Below are 23,225 nucleotides of genomic sequence, written 5' to 3'. Positions count from 1 at the left end.
TCTAGTTAACTACAAAAATCAGATATATACAGTAATAAATATATGATTTATTAAATAATTCAAATATTGTATCGCTCCTCTATATTTTCATATGAGAAAGTTTTAAAATTCAATATCCGCCCTTCAGCATTGACCTTCAAACAAATACTATTGAAAACTTAATGAAGGAAAAATTGTTTCTGGTAAAACAGATAATAAGTGCCCTTCACGCACAAGTATATGTGCTTGATGAAGATCTGGAGCCAGATAGCGATCTTCCTTAAGAGAAGCAACATTTTTTCGTAGACATTCCATAACGGATTGCAAAAAAGTACTTGTTTTTAAAGGTGCACGATATTCAATTCCTTGTGCTGCAACAAGCGTTTCAATGCCAATAAGTGTAAAAAGATTTTCGCTCATTACCAATAACCGACGCGCTCCATGGCAAGCCATTGAAACATGATCTTCTTGATTGGCAGAAGTTGGGGTTGAATCAACGGAAGCAGGATGGGCCATTTGCTTATTTTCAGACATTAAAGCTGCCGCTGTTACTTCAGCAATCATAAAACCTGAATTAAGACCCGCATTATGCGCTAAAAAAGCTGGAAGTCCATAAGAAACTGCTGGATCAACCATAAGAGCAATACGCCGTTGAGAAATAGATCCTATTTCACATAAAGCAAGAGCAATCTGATCAGCAGCAAACGCTACAGGTTCAGCATGAAAATTCCCACCTGATACAACTTCACCATTCCTTAAAATCAATGGATTATCTGTAACAGCATTTGCTTCAATAATCAGTGTTTTTGCTGCTGCCAGCAAAATATCAAAACATGCCCCCATGACCTGTGGCTGGCAACGTATACAATAAGGATCTTGTACACGCTCATCCCCCCGTAAATGTGCTGCACGAATTTCTGAATCCTCTACAAGCTTTTCTAATGTTTTCGATACAGCAATCTGCCCATAATGTCCTCGTAAAATATGGATATCAGGATGAAATGGCGCCGTTGATCCCATGATAGCATCTGTCGTCAAAGCCCCTGCCAACAATCCACCACACAATGCCCGATAACCTCGAAAAAGACCAGCAAGTGCAAGGGCTGTTGATGTTTGAGTTCCATTAATAAGAGCTAGACCTTCCTTTGCCTCTAAAATAATAGGGGACAATCCCGCTTTCTCTAATGCAACCGCCCCACTCATACGAATATTTTGAAAAAATGCTTCTCCTTCTCCCATCATAACAGCCGCCATGTGAGCAAGTGGAGCTAGATCACCTGAAGCACCAACAGACCCTTTTTCAGGGATGACAGGAATGACGCCCTTTGCAAGCATATTTTCCAGCAAATTTACCAATTCTAGACGAACTCCTGAAGCCCCTCTTCCTAAAGAGATAAGCTTTAAGCTCATTATCAAACGCACAATATTTTCAGCTAAAGGCTCTCCTACCCCACAACAATGGGACAAAATAAGGTTTCTCTGTAAAACAGCGACATCGTCCGCATCAATTTTAATGGAAGCCAACTTCCCAAAACCAGTATTAATACCGTACACAGGCTCACTTCCAGCAGCAATTTCAGCAATGCGCTGAGCCCCTTTCTCGATAGCTAAATGCGTGTCATTATGAAGTTTACTCACTTCACCATTAAAATAAATAGCTGCAAGCTCACTAAGCGTCACCTCGCTCGGTTTCAGTATAATAGTCATAATCTACTTTCTTTTTTTTATCAAAGTATAACGTTTAGCATTATTGATCCTTCTATAAAACAAAAAAAACTATAACGACTCTTTAAAGCGAGAATGCTTTCTTAAAGGTATTCCTTACAATGGAGTTATTATCCAAAAGTAGAATAGTTGACGATAAATGAAAATGAAATATTGACAAACACAACCAAGGTCATGGATTTTAAAAATAGATAACGCATTAATTTATAATTATAATCTAGCATGATTCATATTAAATGAGAGAGCGGAATATCTTTAGACTCTCTCATTCCAAATCTGTGTATGTTGAATCAATCAAAACCATTCGCTTGCACGTCATAAGCGAAATTGGCGTATGGATAAACTGTACAAAAAAGGACTACTCCTCTTATGAACCGTGTCAAGGGCTGTCGCAACATTGGGAGATGAAAGTGTGGATGGTGCAGGCTTATTCTTTTATGAAGCGTAAAGATGAAAAAATCAATGGATTTATTATCAAGCTATTCTTACTAAACTTATAAAAACCTTAAATAGATAGCTGTCACAATCTATCATGATTGCAAAAATCAAACTCTATAGAAAATTAAAAAACTTATTCAACACATCACAACAGAGAAGAAATTGAGCTTATTTGCGACTTCTAAAATTGTATTTAAAGCGCCAGATTAAACCTTGAAAAACACATCTTCAATAAAACCACATAAGAATCGGCCTAACCCGTTATTTAAAATAAAAATAAAAGAAGTTTTCTTATATCAAAAAATTTAATTAACATATTGTTTTTATATTATATCTTTAAAAAATAGAAATGCTTCATATAGCATATTTATATTTTACTTTTTTGTTATACTGAATCTGAATTTAGAGATAATTTCAAAATGAGTTGTTTTTTAAAGGTGCTTCCAAGCCATTACCTTTTTTACTACAAATTTCTGATTATGATAATTTTTTGTACTTTTTCAGTTGTTTTTGTCAAAATTTATTAAAAACACTCTCATTTAATAATAAAAAGCAATCATAAAAACAAAGAATTATCAAACATTTCTATTCAATTTACCTCTTTCCATTTTATAAAATAATCTGTTGTTAAACTGCAGTAAAGAAAGCGCTTCGATGCTATAATGCAGTGCATAAATTTTCTATTTAAACTCTCTCATATCAAGTGAACAATGAAAATCAGCGGTAATAAGATGTCAATGTGAATGCTGAAGAAAAAAACTTTCGCCCTCAAAGTCTGCCTTAATAAGGCGTTAATTTCCTGAATACCGCCCACTCTGATGTGCTAAAAGAGCAAAAGCAATCATCGATATCGGATTATCCTGCATACATATAGAGCTCACTTCGATACAAAAGCTCCAAATTGCCTTGCACTTCATATTTCTTTATCAATGCGACCAATTGCCGCAAATATTCTTCCCCATAGCAAGCAATAGCGCGTTGCGCTTGCGTTGAAGAGCGGCTCATTCCAATAAAAGCTTCAGATGGGATCATCATCGTCCAATTGTGCGTATGAAAAAAAATCTTTTCTGGATCTACCCCAAAGCCATCAGTCATTTCCTGTAAAAAATCAAAATTACGATAATAACGGGAATAATTCGGACTCATTTTCTCTAACAATGTCTCATAAGCCTCTAGAAATTCGCTATGCTTGAAATCACGATTATTTTGAATAACCGCCATGACACCATTGACTCGAAGTTGATCTGAAACAGAACAAAGCAACTTGGGACGATCCATCCACTGAAACGCTTGCGCTGCAATGACAAGATCAACCTCGCCAATTTGAGGCAATAGGTCTTCGGCACGGCCCTGATACCACTGCACCGTAGGAAATTTTTTTCGCCCCTGCTTAATCATATCTGCCGATACATCGATAGCATGATATTGGTGCTCATTTCCTAAAAATTTAACAATTCCCTCTAATGCGATGCCTGTCCCAGCACCCACATCCACAATGGACAAATGCTTTTTGTTCTTAAAAGGATGGGCATGGTTTTAAATAAAGTAAGGGGATAGCGAGGACGATAACGATCATAATCATTAGCCAATCCATCAAACTTTTCACTTTGCCGCTGAACACTTTCTATCATAGGACTTTCACCCTCCTTCTCAATTACTACCATACATAATTAAAAAGCCTTTTTTATCCAATGTATTAAACATAACTTCTAAAGGAGGAAAATAAGAACTGCCCTGACCTTCTATCTTTCCATAAGATTGATACTTACATTTTTCTCTTTTCCAATTGTTATCTGCACGTTGCAAAACCCAAAACTCCTACGAAAATAATATAATTTTCTGTAATAATAATTGATATAAATATTATTGATCTTTTATAAGATGACATCTATATTACTAGTATTATTTTAATATCAGCAAGTCACTTAAGCGTACCTAAAACGCATAGAGATATCAATTTATTGATAAATACGCCTGTTTATAAAGTTCAAAATACTTTCCACCAAGAAAATAAACCCTATATAATACATAAAATATCTGTGGAGACATCTTTATGTTAAATGTACAAACTTCTTCAATGTTTAAAATATTAAAAAAATTTCCAATCGTGATTCTTTTGGCATGGTTAGTGCCATTTTTAAGTGGGTGCGGATTTAATACGATACCAACAAATGAAGAAAAAGCACATGCAGCATGGAGTGAAGTGCTCAATCAATATCAACGTCGTACAGATCTCATCCCCAATCTTGTAGAAACAGTTAAAGCTTACGCAGCTCATGAACAAAGTGTTTTCACAAATGTAATTGAAGCACGTGCTAAAGCAACACAAGTCAACATTAATGCAGATATGTTGAATAATCCAGAAGTTATGCAGCAATATCTCAAAAATCAAGCAAATTTATCAAGTGCACTTTCGCGACTTATGGCTGTTGTTGAAAACTATCCGGATCTTAAAGCAAACCAAAACTTTCTTGCTCTTCAATCACAATTAGAAGGAACAGAAAACCGTATTTCCGTTGCGCGCCGCGATTATATTGAAACAGTACGTGCCTACAATACTGCACTCAAAACAATGCCGACGATGATTTGGGCAAAATTATGGTTTCGTGATGCTAAACCTATGCCAACTTTTACGATCGATACTGATAGCCAACAAACACCAAAGGTTAATTTTAATTAATGAAATCATTTCGATACTCTTTGCAACGTATTGTATTTCCAAAATTATGGGCTTTTATCTGCTCTCTGTATTTAGTTGCTGCATTGGGAAGTATCGCTTGTTCGCAAATAAAATTTCCTCATTTAACAGGTTATGTTAATGATGTGGCTCATTTGCTCGATAATGCAACCAAGGAAGACTTGACAAAAAAACTGGCAGCACTCGAAGAGAAAACGGGAGATCAAATTGTTCTTATAACACTCCCTACTCTTTCGGGCAACGATATAGAAACGTACAGCAATTTTCTTTTTCGTACATGGGGATTAGGCCAAAAGAAGATCAATAATGGTGTATTACTGGTCATTGCACCGAATGAACGCACAGCACGTATCGAAGTTGGATATGGTTTGGAAGGAGAGCTAACAGATGCTCTTTCCTCTGTCATTATTAATAGCTTCATGATTCCTAATTTTCGCGAAGGAAATTATCAAAAAGGAATTGCTGAAGCAGTTGATACAATTATCAAAGTTATTACAGAAAGTGATTCTGATTTTACTTTTCGCATCAAAGAAAAAGCTAAAATCGTTGAAGAACAACGTAAACAAGCTGAAAAAGAAGAAATGGTAATCAATGCAATTATGTTTCTCATTCTCTTTATAGTCGTTGGTTTGCCCATTCTTGCAATGATTTTTGGTAAAAAAGTGGGTCCACAAAAGTATCTCTGGCTGGGGATCATCTTCACACCTTGGTTTCTTAACTTAAGTGCCGGTGGCAGATATCCTGGTGGAAGGTTCGGTGGTCCTAGAGGTGGAGGGGGATTTAGGGGTGGTGGTGGATCATCAGGTGGTGGTGGTGCAACAGGAAGATGGTAAAAGGAACGTGGATTTTTAAGCGTAGCAAATCTTCTTAAGATAAAATTTTATGAACGTATTCTCTTTTATTCAACAATTCTATACCTTACTCTGTAATCACTTTTATTGATTACAATACAAACTCAAACATCAAGATAAATATTACCCATGACATGTGAATTGAAACATACAGATCGTAATCACTTATCACATCATTTTAATGCAATTCTAGAAAATCCACCCGTCGAATGGAAAATAAGCGATCATCTAGTTGAGTATCCTGAAGCTCTGCGTTATATGCAAGAACGTGTAGAAAAAATTCTTGCAAAAACTGCGCATGAACAAGTTTGGCTTCTCGAACACCCTTCCCTTTATACAGCGGGAACGAGTGCAAATAAAAAAGATCTTTTGGCTCCTAATTTATTCCCTGTTTATGAAGCAGGACGTGGAGGTGAATTTACATATCACGGTCCAGGACAGCGTATTGCTTATATCATGCTTGATCTTAAACGCCGGAAACAAGACATTCGTGCTTTCATTAGTGCATTAGAAGAATGGATCATACAGATGCTTGCCAACTTTAATATTAAAGGCGAACGCAGAGAAGATCGCGTTGGTGTCTGGGTTAAACAGTCTCATTGCCCATCAAAACAAAATGATCTTTCTTCCGAAGATAAAATTGCAGCTATTGGCATTCGAGTGCGCAAATGGATAAGTTTTCATGGAGTTTCTATCAATGTTAATCCTAATTTAGCCCATTATTCAGGAATTGTTCCTTGTGGAATTACAAACCACGGTGTAACAAGCTTTCTTGATCTAGGTTGCCCTGTAGCAATGCATGATATTGATATTGCTCTCAAACACGCTTTTGAAAAAATTTTTGGTCCAACAATCGATGTTTCCTAAGTGCATTGATTTTTAAATAAAAAACAGGCATAAAATTATTTTAATAAATATTTGATTTTATGAGGTGGATAGTTAAACGCTATGAGCGATAACAAAAAGGATCTTTTTAGTGTTTTAAATAAAGCCCAATCTCGGGTAAATACAAAAGAAAACACTCTGCAGTCTCCAATGAAATCAAACGCGATGATTTCAAGAAAAAGTGCAAAAGATACGCAAGAAGATGACTATAATGCCCTCTCTATTCGAGTTCTTGAGGGTTTAGAGCCGGTACGTTTACGCCCTGGAATGTATATTGGTGGAACAGACAGTAAAGCGCTTCATCATTTATTTGCCGAAATTATTGATAACGCGATGGATGAAGCTGTTGCGGGTTATGCAGATTCTATTGAGGTCTCATTAGATAGGAATGGTTATATAACCGTTACAGATAATGGACGCGGTATTCCTGTTGAAAATCATCCTCAAATGCCTGAGAAATCGACTCTTGAAGTTATTATGACACAACTCCACTCAGGGGGAAAATTTGATGGAAAGGCTTATCAAACTGCAGGTGGACTTCATGGAGTAGGAATTTCTGTCGTCAATGCTCTTTCTGATGATATGGAAGTTGAAGTTGCACGAGAACGAAAACTTTACCGCCAACGTTTCTCACGTGGTATTCCTCAATCTGGATTAGAAGATCTGGGAGATGTTTATAATCGTCGTGGTACGCGCGTTCGTTTTCATCCTGATCATAAAATTTTTGGTGAAAAAGCAGCTTTTGATCCAGAAAAAATCTATAAGATGACATGCTCCAAAGCCTATCTTTTTGGTGGCGTAAAAATTCGCTGGTCTTGTGATCCCGTCATACTTGAAGGCGCAAAAAATATTCCTGAAAAAGCTGTTTTTCATTTTCCCGATGGGCTTAAAGACTATTTACTTTCGTCACTAAAAGATGAATATCGAGTAACGTCAGAAATTTTTTCTGGCAAAACACACCACAATAATGGCCATGGCTCCGTTGAGTGGGCTATCGCTTGGCATGGTGGTGATTCTTGTGTGCAATCTTACTGCAATACGATTCCTACAGGAGAAGGCGGAACACATGAAATAGGATTACGTCAAGCTCTTTTGCGTGGATTGAAATCCTACGCTGAGTTAATAGGAAACAAGCGCGCAACGATTATTACGTCTGACGATATTATGATTTCAACAGCCGCAATACTTTCAGTCTTTATCAGTAACCCTGAATTTGTTGGACAAACAAAAGATCGATTAGCAACCATTGAAGCACAGCGTATCGTTGAGAATGCAATCCGCGATCCCTTTGATCATTGGTTAGCAAATTCCCCACAAGAAGCAACAAAACTTCTCGATTGGGTTATTGAACGTGCTGAAGAACGTGTTAGACGACGCCAAGATAGAGAAATAAGTCGAAAAACTGCTGTCCGTAAATTACGTCTGCCCGGTAAACTTGCAGATTGTAGCCAGAACCATGCTTTGGGTGCTGAACTATTCATTGTTGAAGGGGATTCTGCAGGAGGATCTGCTAAACAAGCAAGAAATAGAGCAAACCAAGCAATTTTACCTCTTCGTGGTAAAATCTTAAATGTCGCCAGTGCTGCACATGAAAAAATGAACTCAAGCCAAACAATTAGCGATCTGATCCTTGCTCTTGGATGTGGAACACGCTCCAAGTATCGTGAAAAAGATCTCAGATATGAACGTATTATCATCATGACAGATGCTGATGTTGATGGTGCTCATATTGCGTCACTGCTCATTACCTTCTTCTTTCAAGAAATGCCTGACCTTATTCATCAGGGACATTTATATCTTGCCGTCCCTCCCCTTTATAGAATATCGCAAGGAGGAAAAGTTGCTTATGCTCGTGACGACATTCATAAGGATGAATTGCTCAAAACTGAATTTACTGGAAAAGCTAAAATCGAAATCGGGCGTTTTAAAGGGCTGGGTGAAATGCGCGCAGAACAACTTAAAGAAACGACTATGCATCCTCAAAAACGTACATTGCTTCGTGTTTCTATTGATGCCGTGGAAATGCAAGAAACGAAAAAGACTGTAGAAAGTCTCATGGGAACAAAACCAGAAGCACGATTTCGTTTCATACAAGAAAACTCTACTTTTGCTTCTAATCTAGACATCTAATGTAAAAAATATCCCTTTCAAACCACTGCAGCTGCGTCAATCACGCGCAGTTGCGGATTGATCGTTCCATTCCAATAATTCAAACTAAGATGACCAGCTAAATGAATCATTTCACCAATATTTTCAAAAAGAAAATCACCTAGCGATGTCCCTACAGCACGAAAAGCTATTCCTTGTAGTTTTTTTCCTTCAACATTAGATACAATGAGGCGAAGATGTCCTTTACCAACTTCAGATAGATTCACCAGTCGATGAGAGGGAAGAACAAAAACAGGTGTTGCATTCCCTGCCCCAAATGGCCCTGCTTTTTCAAGCAATTCAAACAGCGCTTCATTAACACCAGAAGCAGAAAGAGAACCATCTATACTAAGAGATTTTTTTGCACGCAACTGTGAAACCATTAAAGAAACTTTTTCTTCTAGCCATTTTCGAAAAATTTCAATTTTTGTTGATTGAATTGTAATTCCTGCTGCCATACTATGCCCCCCTCCTTTTTCTAATAAATTGAGTGTAACAGCTTCACGAACGATTGCTCCTAAATCTATACCATTAATTGAGCGTCCCGACCCTACGCCATTTCCATCTTCTTTCAAAGCAATAGCAAAAACAGGACAAAAAAAACGCTCTTTGAGGCGGGAAGCAAGAATACCAATAATCCCCGGATGCCATTCTTTATGAGAAATGACAAGTGACAATGGTGTTTCTTGACCTTGATAAAGAGAAGCAATATAGGATTCCGCTTGTGCTAATTGAATATTCTCCATTTCTTGGCGTTCTTGATTAAGCCGATCTAATTGTTCTGCTATTCTGTCCGCTTCATCTTTATTCTCACAGCTAAGCAAACGTGCTCCCAAAGCTTGATCACCAATGCGCCCTCCTGCATTAATTCTAGGACCTAATAAAAAACCTAAATGAAAACTATTAAGCGGCTCCCCTATTCGTGCAACCTTTGTTAAAGCTGTTATTCCTAGATTATGCATAGAACGAGCAACTTGAAGCCCTTTTAACACAAAAGCACGGTTAACCCCCTGTAATGGAACGACATCACATATGGTTGCCAATGCAACAAGATCAAGCATACTTAAAAGATCAGGCAGCGGTCCTTGGAATTGTTTTTTCCGCAGCAAATGATGAACCCAAGCTAACGTAACAAAAACAACGCCAGCTGCACATAAATGCCCCTGTTTAGAAAAATCATCAGGACGATTAGGATTGACAAGAGCAACAGCTTCTTGATGAATCTCTGACATTTGATGATGATCTAAAATCACAACATCAGCACCAGCAAGCCTCGCTGCTTTTACGGCATCAGGACTGTTTGCGCCACAATCAACAGTGATAATTAACCGAGCGCCTTCTTGCACAAGCATCCTCATTGCTTGTTCATTCGGACCATAGCCTTCAACAATACGATCAGGAATATAAATTTTGACTTCAATACCAAAATAACGAAAAAAACGTGCTATGAGTGCCGATGAACAAGCACCATCAACATCATAATCACCAAACACAGCAACCTGTTCTTGATTGAGAAGAGCCTTAACAATGCGCTCTGCAGCGCATTGCATATCCCTAAAACTTTCTGGATCAGGCATAAGCGTACGCAATGTTGGATTAATAAAAGCAACAGCCTCAGCTTCATCCACATCTCTTGCTGAAAGTACTCGAGCTAACTGATCTGGAAAGCCAAATTTTTGAGAAATAGCGCGCGCGTTATTTATCCCTTGAACATCAAGGGCATCTAACCAAGCTTGACCACAAGCAGAAGATTCAACATTGAGAAAATAACGAGACCACTGCATTATTTCTTATTTTATAATGAAGAACGATAAAATACAATCATGCGTTAAAGATAAAATAGTCTTTTGCAACATTCATTTTAAGTTTAAATGGTCTACAAACTTCTTTTAATGGGGTATTATAATACCTTTCTTGTAACATGTTGTTTTATAAAGTTTTTATTTTCTCTTGACGTCAATCAAAAGACATTATATCAGAGCAAGTAGTATGCGTTAAATATTTCGCTATGGTAACAATTTTCAACGCAAAACAGTAAAAATTCCCTTATATTAAAAGGGTTCTAATAAAGGATACTTCTATGGCAACTTTTTCACAAAAGCCAACTGAAGTGGTGAAAAAATGGGTTATTATTGACGCAGAAAACCTTGTTTTGGGTCGTCTTGCCACATTTGTTGCTAACCGCTTACGTGGCAAACATAAAGCTACATTTACTCCACATGTTGATGATGGTGACAACGTTATTGTCATTAATGCAGATAAAATAGCTCTCACTGGCAAAAAATATACGGATAAAAAATATTATTGGCATACCGGCTATATTGGTGGAATCAAACAACGTACAGCACGTCAACTTCTTGAGGGGCGTTTTCCCGAACGCGTTATTGAAAAAGCAGTAGAGCGCATGATTCCTCGAGGGCCTCTTGGTCGCCGTCAATTGAAGAATCTACGTGTTTACGCTGGAAGCCAACATCCACATGAAGCACAACAGCCTGAATCTCTTGACGTTGGTGCTTTAAACCGCAAAAACAAAAGGATTGCTTGATTATGGCTGAAATTAATTCTCTTTCTGAGCTTAGCATAGTAACAAGTATTACAGAAACACATGAAAATGTTGTTCCTGTTCACGTGCAGAAGCTTGATTCACAAGGACGTGCTTACGCAACAGGAAAGCGTAAAGACGCTGTTGCGCGTGTATGGATTAAACCAGGTTCTGGAAAAATCACGATCAACAATAAGGAATTTGACAAATATTTTGCTCGTCCTGTTCTTAGAATGATTCTTCGTCAACCAATTGTTGCAACAAATAGGGATACCCAGTTTGATATTATTGCAACCGTTGCAGGCGGTGGTCTTTCTGGACAAGCCGGTGCAGTGCGCCATGGCATTTCCAAAGCTTTAACCTATTACGAACCAGAACTTCGCTCAATCTTGAAAAAAGGTGGGTTTCTTACCCGTGATAGTCGTGTTGTTGAACGTAAAAAATACGGTAAAGCAAAAGCACGTCGTTCTTTCCAATTCTCAAAGCGTTAATTTCAATTTTTGCAATGCATAAAGCCTCGGACAAAAACGGGGCTTTTTAAAACTGCTAAAACAGACTTTTAGATGAATGTAGGAACAAATCTATACCGATTAGAAAAAACAAGAATGCAAAACAACCTCTTCTCTTAAGATAAAAGGCAAGAAAAATAGACCGAAAAAATTCAAAACTTCAGTTTCAATTTTTTAAATCTGTTTTACTAACTTGTAATATATCGACGTGCTAAAGCACAAAAATATTTACGCGACAACTTTAGCAATCTTATAAGCTTTTCAATATTTTTTCTATCATCACTTAACAAGCTTTAGTCCAAGAAATGCTTTACCATTGTAATAAAATGAGGGACAGAAATAGGCTTTGACATATATTCTTCACATCCACTGGCACGAATTCGCTCCTCATCGCCTTTCATAGCAAAAGCTGTTACAGCAACAACGGGGATTGATCGAAGTTCTTCATCTTCTTTTAATTGTTTAATAACATCTATTCCAGAGACCTCTGGCAACTGGATATCCACAAGGATAAGAGATGGCATTGATGAACGCGCCAAATCTAATGCCATAAGACCATTACGTGTTTCAACGGTTTCATAACCACTCGCTTCTACAAGATCGCGAAATAACTTCATATTAAGCTCATTATCTTCCACGATCATGACTTTTTTTGACATTCGTATAACTCCACCCTTCTCAGATAAAATAGAGAAATAGAAATGAATCCACATTCTCTTTGCTTAAGATAAAATGATAAAATGAATTGTAAACCACAAAGAGATTAAAAGATTCCAATAAAAGCATTTTTGCAAATATTTGTAAGACGCATCGCTATACTTATTCAGTTCATCAACATAAAATCCACAAATAGTCGTAAGATTGTGTGACCTTGTATTTTTTGAGTTGATATACAAAGTTTATGGATATCTCAATTAATGCATTCGCGTTTTCATCATAAAAAAATATCAACCACAAACTTAGCTCAAATGCGCATTTTGAAGAGAAAAAAATTTAAGTAAATTTAAAAAGCAACTGATTAGCTGAATTTAATGCACCATATACTGGCATCCACAAAACAATATCTTAATGATATAAAAGGATAAACTTATCAAGGTCATTAAGATTAAAAAAAATAAATAAACCGTGATTAAATATCACGGTTTATTTAATATAAAACATTCAATAACAGCATAATTCAAAGTTTATCAAGGATAATATCTTTTAATTCAAAGCCCATGAACTATGAGAAAAAGCATCGAATGTTCTTCCACCTGTCTTTCTGTTAGGACTCGGCGGCTTTCTAGTAAAGAAATATACAAGATATGCGATGAGACCAAAAATCGCTGTCTCCACCCCCATTAAACCCGCAACTTTTTGGACATTTTTCTCAGCCCCTTGTCCTCCAAACTGGCTAATAATCATATCCACAGCTTTAATAACTCTATTTTCCTGTGTCATTACAGAAATAAAACCAGCATTTTGAAATCTGCCATTTAAAGAATCAGCATTGGCTCTTAAAATCTGTGAAAAGAAAATCGCTACTGCAACAAAACATACTATACAATGCTTGAATATTTTCATCATAACCACCTAATTACAATATTTAGTAAAATAAATTTTCTTTACCGCCCCCTCTAAATAGAAAACATTCCGTTATCTATCGATAAAGTATATTTATCTTCTGATAATAAAAATATAATACAAAATTTAATTAATAATTTTATTTTAATTGTTATTTTTATATTATATTACACTTAGAATATATCCGTTACATGTTTATTTAATAATTGTCAATTATTTTATTTGTACTTTACATTATGTAGTTTAATGATAAAAATATATTAAAATAAAATTATTTTATTGTTTTTATTATGAATTTAGCTTTATTATCATAAATATTATTATGATTTTATAATATATAAAAATATCAATATGTTGTTTTTTAGTTACACATAATATTTTTATTTTTTTGTATAATATAGTAAAATAAATATTTTTATAAAATAATTTTTCCTTAGGATAGATTGAGAAAAAATATTTGCCCCAGCTACAATTAGCGTAAGCACCAGCTTAACTCTTTGATTGAAAAAGCTAAATTAGGTAAGATAAGGGATAACTTTGGTGAATGCGCCAAATCTAATGCCATAAGCTATTACACATTTCAACGATTTCACAGCCATGCGTTTCTACAAGAACGTGGAATAATTTTAATAAAGTTCATTGTCTTCCACAATTATAACTTTCTAACATTAATATAATTCCACGACTCTAAGATAAAATAGAGAAATAAAAATGAATACACCTTCTTTCTAACCAAGATAAAATGATTAAAAATATGAATCATAAAAATTTAATAATGTCCAATAAAAGCATTTTAGCAAATATTTGTAAGACGCATCGCTATACTTATTCAGTTTATCAAAATGATAATCTAGAATAGCCGTAAAATGATGTGATCGTATATTTTTTGAGTTAATACGAAAAATTTATGGATATTCAAATCAGCTCATGCCCCTTTTCATCTTAGAAAAGATATCAATCACGAAAATTAACATAGATATATATTTTGGAAAAAAATTTAAATAACGTTGATATGGATAGATTATTTGCTAGCAAACAATCTTCTCTATTAAATCAGAGTGTTCACTACTGTGATATTGTAATCTCAATCACGACAACACTTCAATAACAGACTAAAATATAGATTCACTATAAGCTTAAAATAAAAATTTTGGAATTGATCATACATACAATGAATGAACCGTAAAATACAAAAGTAATCATAACACTAGAAAATGAAAAAGCTTATCACTCTTGTTCACTATTCCTTCCTCTCTCATTTTTTCTGTGTTATTTTTAAAGTCTTGTAAAAGATATGAATTACATGCAAAAAAAATTAGCCCTTTGTAATCTCTACGCCATCAATCACATTAGTTTTATTAATGATAAGCAATAACATTTGTATAGCTCTAAGCTTAGAGAGCAAAACCAGATTAAAGTATCATTTTTATTTATTGTAAAGAGGATGTAAAACTCCATTTTTCTCTTATCATTGTTAAGAAAAATTTAAAAATGAGCTTATTAATATTAAAAAAATAGAAAATAATTTTTTAAAAAATAATATCTTATTTAATTACTTTTTAAAATAATATAAATATATTATGTTTATATTGTATATATTTAATTAAATAATAATATTTATAATAACACTAAAATAGTACATAATAATTATCTTTATATCAAATAAAATCATAACATAAAATAAGAAATTCACAATAAAATTAGGTATAATTCCATTAGTTAACAAGTAAAACAAAGAAATATATTTAATTATGTTATTGAACTCAGTTGCGTTGCCATCGTTTTTGCCTGCTTGGATTGGTGAATCCTTTTATTTCCAAGCAATTATTAACTGAATTTTGACTGCTCAGCATGCTGAAAAATCTCTATGTGATTGTTGTCTTGATAATTGCTATCATGTTGTTTGGCGAAGCTCTTAGCTTTCTATCGGGCAACTTAAAAGCTTTATTCTGTCAATTTTCTTATTGTTTAAGCAAAAACTCATCCACGTAATAATATATTGAATGCACCAACAAAATCCGCACGAATAACCACATTCTGCACATATAAAAATTACCCATCTTTGACAATTTTTTAGCACTATAAACGCAACAAAAATAAATTTTGCTCGGAGAAGAAAGCACTACTAATATTGTACACCATCTTACCATTGGCTTGTGTCATCAAGCAGCCATCTAAAATCGAACAGTTTAAACCTCTGATTTCTATTTCACGCTCCTTGCCAGTAACCGTGGGAATGCGGCCTATATTATTGTTCAATCTTATCTAACAATAAAAAAAAATCCTCATGTGAAAATTCTACATGCCTTATATCGCCAGAATAAATAACGATAATTTATGGTACAATAGAATTATTCACTCAATTTTTTTTATTTTTATAATCATGCTGACTTTCATCTCATCCCCCTAATCCATTAAATTTACGCATTGTTTTCTTATAACTTATGAAAGTCATGACCATGGAAAGAAAAGCGCTCAACAGAAGATATCCAATATTCCATTCGCCTTTACCAAGCAACAATGACACAGGCAAGGAAGCAGAAAAAGCCATGGGAAGCATAAACAAAAGCCATTTTACGATGCTTAAAGGATAAATTCCTATTGGCACAAATGAAAGCTCATAAATCATTTCATGAAAATATTCGACAGGCATCTTACGGCTAATAATAAATGTTATAAAATTGAACATCAGAAAAAAACAAATATTGACAATAAAAACACAAAATATTGCAACAACAAAAGAGATCCATCTTAGCTTAAGATCAGAAATATTCGGTAATGATACAAATAAATAGGCACTAACATAAAGGACAAAGAGCTTGATCAAATTAAGAGGTTTACACCAACCAAACAACATCAACAACCAAATTGAAACGGGCTTTATCAAGTATGGTTCAATTTTACCATCCGCTACTTTTTCAAAAAACGTTTCAATAGAATTAATAAAAATATTCAAAAATATTCCAAGTAAAACAAAGACAACAAAGATGAAATGGATTTCATCTCTGCTATAGTTACCGATCTTTCCTGAAAAAGAAGATACTCTATCAATAAATATGAATTGAATAAAATAATAGCATAGAGAAAGAATAAACTCCCCAGCCAAATTCTTACCATAAACAATCTGTCGGCGGATATTCAGACTGATAAAATGAAGGATGATTTTCATCTCAACCACCTGCTCCATTATATGCTTTCATCCCTTTATTCCAAGCGATATAAATTAAGAATAAAAAACACAAAATATAAGTAAAACTTCCGAAAATAAACTGCTGAAACAACGCTAAATTTTGCGTCGCGAAAAACTCGGCAGGAGCGGATATCATGAAACGATAAGGATTAAATTGCATAAGCGGAATAAGCCACACCGGCCAAAAAGATGGTGGTAAAAGAACACCCCCAAGAAGCGCTGAACTAAGAATACTAAAAGAGAGTAATATATTGTACTCAATCACCCAAAAGCTTAATAAAGCAATTCCAAAAGAGATTAAAAAACAAAGCAATTGTGATAGAATAACAACCAGAAAAAAGAACAGAAAAGCGATGACCAATCCCAGAATATTTTCATAGAATAAAACAAGCTTAACAATAAAAAGAGCCAATAATGGGATGCTATATAATACACTCTCCCCTAAAAAAGTAAAAAGCATTTGTGTCATATAACTAAAGGGCTTTGTAAGATATACTTCTAATTGGCCTTCTTTAACATGATGAGAGAAAAACTTAATCACATTATAACCATTATTTAAGTGACCTAGGACTAAAGCAAAAGCATAATAATACATCATATCATAAAAGCTAAAGCCATTTATGGTGTTGCCCGTATCAGAGAAAAGTGCATTCCATAATAGAAGTTGAATAACAAATGGCGAAAGTGTCCCAATGATAATATCGGTAAAAAACATTGCTCTATCACTTAGAACAGTGAGTAATCCATTCTTGGCAAAAAGAAACATACCAAAGCAGTGGTTAGATAAATTCTTTAAATTTAACACGGAGCATCTCTTCAAGCGAGGGAGTGGATACAGAGAACGTACAGTTCAATTTGGTTGTAATTTCGCGTACAAAACGCGCAAAATCCTCACGGGGCAGCGAAACCTCCAGCGAGCATTCTTCAGCGTTAAAGTGCTTATCTTTTAAAGAAGTAGATAATTTCAACGCAATCTCATCAATTTTTTCTACAACAGCTGAAGGTACAGCCATGTGTTCACAAAAAAACGTTATTCTCACCAAAGAAGGAATGACATTTTTAAGCGCGTGAAGATTACCATGAAACTGTTTCTTTCCTTTATGCAAGAGAATAATATCATCAACGTATCCATCAATATCTCCCATATCATGACTTGTGATGATATACCCAGTGCCACGCTCCCTTTTCAGTTTTTTAAGAAGCTCCCTGATTTCATGCTTAGATGTAAGATCAAGACCAATACTTGGCTCATCGAGAAACAACAGTTTAGGTCTAAAGGAGAGATTAAATGCCAATTCACTTTTCACTCTCTCACCCAGACTAAGCATCCGCACTGGCTTATCCATAATATGCTCAAGACCCAGTAACTCAGCGATCTCTTTAAGATCACGGGTAAAAGAGGCGCGTTCAAGACCATATAATGGTTGAACCATATCCAGACTGTAGCGTAAGGGCAAATCCCACCATAAACAATTCTTATGACCAAAGACCACACCCAAAGACTTGAACAGATTTTTCTTCGCTTTATAAGGATCAACACCAAGGACTTTAACACATCCCTCATCAGCGTATTGTATACCAGAAAGTATTTTAATCAGTGTCGATTTACCCGCTCCGTTAGGGCCAAGAATTGCTAACGATTGCCCTGAAAAGAGGGTGAAACTCATATCTTTTAACACATGATGATTTGTATAAACCGGCTTGAAGAGAGAAAAGACCTTGTTTTTAAAACCAATTCCTCTGTCAATGTTGCGATATATTTTTGAGACGTTATTAACGTCAATCAATAATGATCCCATCAGTCACTCCTCATTTCAACTTATCCCCCCTTTGAATGTTTCCATAATAAATATCTGTTTTTGTTCACTAGAAAAAACAAAAGTGTTCAAGCCCTCCTTAGAGCAATAAAACGCGCCTGACGTTTTATCTCCAATTTTTTGTCTAGATATTTTTTCAATGTGATGAGTTCACTTCAATGAAGCATTAAGATACTAAAAACTTATTTCTTCTTTTATGAAAGATAATCTTTTGGATAAACTAAGTAAGTAGAAAAATAATTGGTCATTGAAAGGAGAGCTTTGGTAAGAAGGCTTCATTGTGTAAGCAAAGATACAAAGCATAAATCTATACTATAAGCATATCAAACCACATTGATAACAAAACAAAAATCCTTGACAACAGGAATTTTTTGAGAGGCTACTTTCCCTCAGCATTACTATAAAATGCCTCCATTATTCCCCATGAAAAAACTAAAATTGCTTTCACTATTTTAGTAAATATCTTTCAGATTTTATCTAACTCATCTCCCTCAACAGACACGCCTCCCCAATATATGACCTCTGTAGATAATTCAAAGGAGCAGCTTCATAAACTCAGATTATTAAACGATACATCATATCCCAAATAACAATACAATCAATATGGATAAAGAGCTGTAGAAAGAAAGCCATGATATTCGAAAATTTCATCACTCAAAAACACAATTTTCTCATAGCTATTGACTTATCAAAAACTTTCTTCAAATGATGCCCTATTCATCTTATCAAATTTATAGATAAAATTTGTATCAATCAAAAAGAACAAATGAAGTTTGTTTAGTCGGTTTCAGCATCACTCTCATTAAAAGATAAAAGATTAAAACTTTGGACCATATGAGGTGGTAAAGGTGCAACAATGTCCAATATTCCTCCTGAAGGATGCGGAATACGAATACGACGTGCATGAAGATGAAGACGATTTTGAATTCCTCCTGGTAATGTCCAATTACTATCAGAAAAAAAATACTTTGTATCGCCAATGATAGGATGATCCATATGGGCTGCATGCACACGAAGCTGATGTGTTCTCCCTGTATAGGGTTCCATTTCAAGCCACGAAAGAGCCCGCCCTCGCGTATCTAAAACGCGATAGTAAGAAACCGCATGATGTGAATCTGGCTCCCCATGTTCACAAACACGCATTTTGTCACCTTGTGCAGTCATTTCCTTAACCATCCACGTTGAAATTTTGTCCTGCTTTTTTTTAGGCACGCCCCGAACCAACGCCCAATAAGTCTTTTTTGTTTCTCGCGCTCTAAAAGCAGCAGTTAAGGACTGAGCAGCTCCCCTTGATCGCGCAACAATAAGCACACCCGACGTCTCACGATCAAGACGATGAACCAAACGCGGCTTTTCACCTTTTTTATTGCGCCATACCTCAAGCATACTATCCATATGACGTGTTAAACCAGAGCCTCCTTGTACAGCCAACCCAGCTGGTTTATTAAAAACAAATACCTTTGGATCTTCATAAAGCAGCATTTTTTTCAAAACGGTCCCATCATCCTGCCCACGAAGTGTTTTATCCGTTATTGAAAGACTCTCCTTGTCATTAATAGGGAGAGGTGGAATACGAACAGCTTGCCCTATACAAAGACGCGTATCGGCTTTAACACGTCCACTATCAACCCGTATCTGACCAGAACGCAACAATTTTTGCAAAGCTCCAAAACCAAGTCCTGGATAATGCACTTTAAACCAGCGATCTAAGCGCATTCCATTTTCATCTGCCTCAACTTTTTTTATTTCTATGCCTGCCATGAAAATTCCCTTACCTGATAATTTTATTGATCTATTTTTGCGCCTTTATAAACACAAAAATTCATATTTTAGTTGGTTTTATCACACCATATTACAGTTAGTATCCAAAATTTCCTTTTCTTAACGTCCAAATTTTATTAGCTAAAAACTAAGCGTTGTAAAAATCAACAGCCTTTACGCTTAATAGCGAATGGAGATAATTAACCGTGTCCTTATTCAAAACCTATGCACGTGTTCTCACTTACCTAAATAGAGAAAAAAATGCATCCCTTTTAATCTGTACCGCTAATGTTATATTAGCTATTATCACTATTGCAGAACCTATTTTATTTGGACAAGTTATTGATTCTATTACAGACAAAACAGCTATCATCCCTACTCTTGCCATTTGGGTTTGTTTTGGACTTTCACATATTATTGCTTATGTCCTTGTTGCTCGCGGTGCTGACCGCTTAGCCCATAGACGCCGCTTAACGGTTTTAACGGAATCTTTCGAACGTATCATTGCCATGCCTTTAATTTGGCATCAACAACGTGGAACTTCCAACGCACTCCATACACTTTTGCGCGCAATAGATTCCATGTCAACCATATGGCTTGATTTTATGCGCCAACACCTCTCAACGCTTGTCGCCTTATTGGTTCTCATCCCCATCGCGTTTAATATGAATTGGCGTCTTTCAATAGTCTTGGTTGTGCTTGCCATCATTTATGTATTAATTGCACGTTTAGTGATGCGAAAAACAAAAGACGGACAAGCCGCTGTAGAATGCTATCATCATAACCTTTTTAAACATGTCAGTGATTCAATCTCTAATGTTTCCATTGTACAAAGTTATAACCGAATAAAAGAAGAAACTTCCATACTGCATCAACATACAAATGCTCTTCTTAAAGCACAAAATCCTGTTCTCAATTGGTGGGCGCTCGCCAGTGGCTTAAATCGAATGGCTTCAACAATTTCAATCGTTTGTGTTCTTCTCCTTGGAGCTTTTTTTGTTGCAAAAGATCAATTACGAGTAGGTGAAGTCGTTGCTTTTGTTGGATTTGCACAACTCATGATTAGCCGCCTAGACCAAATGAGCAATTTTATTAATTGTGCAATATCCTCACAAGCAAAACTGCAAGAATTTTTTGAAATGGAAGACTCAACCTTTCATATCAACGAACCACAAAATCTTCCTTCCCTCCAAAATGTTAAAGGCGCCATACAATTTCATCACGTGACCTATCAATTCCCAAATTCTTCTCAAGGTGTTTTTGATATTTCCTTTGAGGTTAAAGCAGGACAAACTGTTGCGATTGTAGGACCAACAGGGGCTGGAAAAACAACATTGATCAATCTGTTGCAGCGCGTATACGACCCTACCCTTGGGCATATCTCCATTGATGGAATAAATATATGCTCAATCAATCGCGAATCTTTACGCAAATCTCTAGCAACAGTATTTCAAGACTCGGGTCTTTTCAACCGTACTATTCATGACAATATTTCAATAGGAAAAGCGAGCGCAACGAATGAAGAACTTTATGAAGCAGCAAAAATAGCAGAAGCTCACGATTTTATTCTAAAAAAAGCTGATTGTTATAACACAATGGTGGGCGAACGAGGATCTCAATTATCAGGTGGAGAAAAACAGCGACTAGCAATTGCACGCGCTGTTTTAAAAAATGCCCCTATTCTCATTCTAGATGAAGCAACAAGCGCTCTTGATGTTGAAACAGAGGCACGTGTCAAAGATGCTCTCGATTGCATAAGCCATAACCGCACTACTTTTATTATAGCACATCGCCTCTCAACAGTACGCAATGCTGATGTGATACTCTTTCTGGATCATGGTCACTTAATGGAAAAAGGAAACTTTCAAGAATTGATCGATAAAGGGGGACGTTTCTCTAATTTTTTAAAGGCAAGTGGTTTAACAATCAAACCACCAGAAAGAGAAGGAGAAAATGTTATCCCCTTACATGAAGCCATAGCATCATAAAAACGATACTCTTCATAGATCTTATGCAAAAAATGCCTCTTCAATACAATATAGAGTGCTTATATATGATACAAGTAAAAAGATTTCTAAAAATGCCACAATCCATTTTAGGTATTTAAGAAAAATATTAAAACAGTTTAGTATTTTCTCTGCTATTGCAATTTTACTAGATTAGAACAAAAATATTTTCCTATATCTGTGCATATTGACGAGTATACATTCTCATTTAGGGAAAATGTAAAGATGTAAAGGTAAAAACAATTTCCAGTTTTACCGTCTTCTTTTAACTCAGCTTTACGAATTTCAAAACGAACTAAAGTAATATCTTTTAAATAATGAATATTATGTATTGCGTTGCACTTTTGTTTATCACTTTCTTTATAGTCCTCTCATAAAGAACAGAACATCATTGTTTTGCACATTCATATGACTTTTTTAAGAAACATTTTTCAATGCTCTTAAGCCCATTTCACAACGACATTCGTGAGTGGTTTTGATTAATTTAACATACACAGAATTTAAAATAATAAAACCCTACGAATATTCGTAGCTCTTGTTCAAAAGATAAAACGATAAATTATCATTATAATTCAATATATTAAAGCAATTTCATCATAAATAAATTAGATGTTAATCTAAATATTTAGATTTATGTTATATTACTTTGATTTATATTGATAATTCATTACCTTATAACTTAAAATAAAGATTTATAAAGATAGGAGAATATTCCTTTCAAGACCTTTTAATAATAAACCAAAAAACTGTTTTCTTGTACATAACAAGCAAAATGAAAATAATAGCTCTAAGATACAACAACTCTTTTATAAGCCTTTTCAAGGAAAGAAATTTTATTCATTTGAAAACTAATCGAATAATGATAGCTTATAACTTTATAAGGATAATCGTATGCAATAAATCTTGTATTTTTCCTTTCATAAAAAGAGATGTTTCTTCAAAAAATCTATAAGAGCAACACAATAACTAGTCTCCCTAGTAAAAGAATACACAGCAAAGCATGAAGTGCTGCATAGTCTATCTTATCTTAAAAAGGTGATTCCTGAAACGCTTGGAAGCTATAAAGCCAAATGATAAAGTGGTGATAAAGACAAACACTGTCTTTATCTTTAC

At 35.2% G+C, this 23,225-nt stretch carries 16 protein-coding genes and 1 pseudogene; 7 read left to right on the top strand and 10 right to left on the bottom strand.

Annotated elements, in window-relative coordinates; translation table 11 throughout:
* Window positions 1-147: 147 nt before the first annotated feature.
* The 3 genes and pseudogenes from hutH to ACFINX_RS05330 form a co-directional block, all read right to left on the bottom strand.
* On the bottom strand, window positions 148-1,686 hold the full coding sequence (gene hutH, locus ACFINX_RS05340) for a histidine ammonia-lyase (protein WP_375629031.1): 1,539 nt from the start codon (window positions 1,684-1,686) through the stop codon (window positions 148-150).
* 1,311 nt (window positions 1,687-2,997) lie between these two features.
* Window positions 2,998-3,773: pseudogene (locus ACFINX_RS05335) on the bottom strand (class I SAM-dependent methyltransferase).
* 19 nt (window positions 3,774-3,792) lie between these two features.
* Window positions 3,793-3,948: a hypothetical protein gene (locus ACFINX_RS05330; RefSeq protein ID WP_375668433.1), complete on the bottom strand. Its 156-nt coding sequence runs from the start codon at window positions 3,946-3,948 to the stop codon at window positions 3,793-3,795.
* Window positions 3,949-4,195: 247 nt separating this feature from the next.
* Here ACFINX_RS05330 and ACFINX_RS05325 point away from each other — a divergent pair, with 247 nt between their 5' ends.
* From ACFINX_RS05325 to parE, 4 genes are all read left to right on the top strand, one after another.
* On the top strand, window positions 4,196-4,822 hold the full coding sequence (locus ACFINX_RS05325) for a LemA family protein (RefSeq protein WP_375613126.1): 627 nt from the start codon (window positions 4,196-4,198) through the stop codon (window positions 4,820-4,822).
* Window positions 4,822-5,673, top strand: a complete 852-nt coding sequence (locus ACFINX_RS05320; protein WP_375668432.1) for a TPM domain-containing protein — start codon at window positions 4,822-4,824, stop codon at window positions 5,671-5,673. Before ACFINX_RS05325 ends, ACFINX_RS05320 begins: the two co-directional genes overlap by 1 nt.
* Window positions 5,674-5,820: 147 nt before the next feature.
* A complete protein-coding gene (lipB, locus tag ACFINX_RS05315; protein WP_375613128.1) occupies window positions 5,821-6,558 on the top strand; it encodes a lipoyl(octanoyl) transferase LipB in 738 nt (245 codons plus the stop codon).
* Between the two features lie 81 nt (window positions 6,559-6,639).
* Window positions 6,640-8,706 carry a DNA topoisomerase IV subunit B gene (gene parE, locus ACFINX_RS05310; protein WP_375668431.1) on the top strand — a complete coding sequence of 689 codons (2,067 nt, stop codon included), beginning with the start codon at window positions 6,640-6,642 and terminating at the stop codon, window positions 8,704-8,706.
* 17 nt (window positions 8,707-8,723) lie between these two features.
* Here parE and recJ read toward each other — a convergent pair whose 3' ends face one another.
* Window positions 8,724-10,508 (bottom strand): single-stranded-DNA-specific exonuclease RecJ, encoded by a 1,785-nt coding sequence (gene recJ, locus ACFINX_RS05305; protein WP_375629022.1) that lies wholly within the window; start codon window positions 10,506-10,508, stop codon window positions 8,724-8,726.
* A gap of 296 nt (window positions 10,509-10,804) precedes the next feature.
* Here recJ and rplM point away from each other — a divergent pair, with 296 nt between their 5' ends.
* Together rplM and rpsI are read left to right on the top strand one after the other, a co-directional pair.
* Window positions 10,805-11,269 (top strand): 50S ribosomal protein L13, encoded by a 465-nt coding sequence (rplM, locus tag ACFINX_RS05300; protein WP_015856544.1) that lies wholly within the window; start codon window positions 10,805-10,807, stop codon window positions 11,267-11,269.
* A gap of 2 nt (window positions 11,270-11,271) precedes the next feature.
* The gene (gene rpsI, locus ACFINX_RS05295) at window positions 11,272-11,757 is read left to right on the top strand and encodes a 30S ribosomal protein S9 (RefSeq protein WP_015856545.1); all 486 of its coding nucleotides are present in this window, start codon (window positions 11,272-11,274) and stop codon (window positions 11,755-11,757) included.
* 311 nt (window positions 11,758-12,068) lie between these two features.
* Here the strand turns inward: rpsI and ACFINX_RS05290 are convergent, their stop codons facing one another.
* The 6 genes from ACFINX_RS05290 to ACFINX_RS05265 all read right to left on the bottom strand — a co-directional run bounded on the left by ACFINX_RS05290 (window position 12,069) and on the right by ACFINX_RS05265 (window position 20,106).
* The gene (locus tag ACFINX_RS05290; protein ID WP_273724078.1) at window positions 12,069-12,434 is read right to left on the bottom strand and encodes a response regulator; all 366 of its coding nucleotides are present in this window, start codon (window positions 12,432-12,434) and stop codon (window positions 12,069-12,071) included.
* A 544-nt stretch (window positions 12,435-12,978) separates the two neighbouring features.
* Window positions 12,979-13,338: a hypothetical protein gene (locus ACFINX_RS05285; RefSeq protein WP_375668457.1), complete on the bottom strand. Its 360-nt coding sequence runs from the start codon at window positions 13,336-13,338 to the stop codon at window positions 12,979-12,981.
* Between the two features lie 2,398 nt (window positions 13,339-15,736).
* Complete coding sequence (locus ACFINX_RS05280; RefSeq protein WP_375613131.1) at window positions 15,737-16,525, bottom strand: ABC-2 family transporter protein; 789 nt, start codon at window positions 16,523-16,525, stop codon at window positions 15,737-15,739.
* Window positions 16,509-17,294 carry an ABC-2 family transporter protein gene (locus ACFINX_RS05275; RefSeq protein WP_375668430.1) on the bottom strand — a complete coding sequence of 262 codons (786 nt, stop codon included), beginning with the start codon at window positions 17,292-17,294 and terminating at the stop codon, window positions 16,509-16,511. The genes ACFINX_RS05280 and ACFINX_RS05275 overlap by 17 nt, the downstream gene beginning before the upstream one ends.
* A gap of 13 nt (window positions 17,295-17,307) precedes the next feature.
* Window positions 17,308-18,327, bottom strand: coding sequence for an ATP-binding cassette domain-containing protein (locus tag ACFINX_RS05270; protein WP_375613133.1), 1,020 nt, complete (start codon window positions 18,325-18,327; stop codon window positions 17,308-17,310).
* Window positions 18,328-19,122: 795 nt separating this feature from the next.
* Window positions 19,123-20,106, bottom strand: coding sequence for an RluA family pseudouridine synthase (locus ACFINX_RS05265; RefSeq protein ID WP_375632409.1), 984 nt, complete (start codon window positions 20,104-20,106; stop codon window positions 19,123-19,125).
* A 206-nt stretch (window positions 20,107-20,312) separates the two neighbouring features.
* On the opposite strand from ACFINX_RS05265, the gene ACFINX_RS05260 reads away from it, so the two are divergent.
* Window positions 20,313-22,094, top strand: a complete 1,782-nt coding sequence (locus ACFINX_RS05260) for a glucan ABC transporter ATP-binding protein/ permease (protein WP_375629013.1) — start codon at window positions 20,313-20,315, stop codon at window positions 22,092-22,094.
* Window positions 22,095-23,225 lie beyond the last annotated feature (1,131 nt).

The sequence above is a fragment of the Bartonella sp. AP36NXGY genome (assembly GCF_042195865.1).
GTDB lineage: Bacteria > Pseudomonadota > Alphaproteobacteria > Rhizobiales > Rhizobiaceae > Bartonella.
The sequence above is the reverse complement of the archived record's forward strand: the minus strand, read 5'-3'. Positions and strand labels throughout refer to the sequence as shown.